Annotated in this window: 1 rRNA gene; it reads right to left on the bottom strand. The window is 51.6% G+C overall.

The window, feature by feature from the left end:
• Positions 1–8 precede the first annotated feature (8 nt).
• Positions 9–124: ribosomal RNA gene (rrf, locus tag P0Y67_RS22920) — 5S ribosomal RNA — on the bottom strand.
• Positions 125–314 lie beyond the last annotated feature (190 nt).

The following is a 314-nucleotide window of genomic DNA, read 5'->3' as shown; positions in this document are numbered from 1 at the left end:
AAAGGGGAGCCTGGCGATGTCCTACTCTCACATGGGGAGACCCCACACTACCATCGGCGCTGCTGCGTTTCACGTCTGAGTTCGGCATGGGATCAGGTGGGTCCGCAACGCTATGGTCGCCAAGCAAATTCTGTTTGAAAATATCCCGCTGGTTATAAAGCTCGCTATCGGCGTTAAGTGGCTCTCTCGTTCGGTCATTTAGCGAACTAAACTCCCTCCCTCGACGCACAACTTGCCTTGCTATCGAACTTTATCCCGGCGCTACCTGAGCAGGTGGGATATTTTCACAATTCTGGAAAGTTAACTAGTGTTCT

The organism is Photobacterium sp. SP02 (assembly GCF_038519165.1).
Lineage (GTDB): Bacteria > Pseudomonadota > Gammaproteobacteria > Enterobacterales > Vibrionaceae > Photobacterium > Photobacterium halotolerans.
This window is presented reverse-complemented; position numbering and strand designations above follow the sequence as displayed.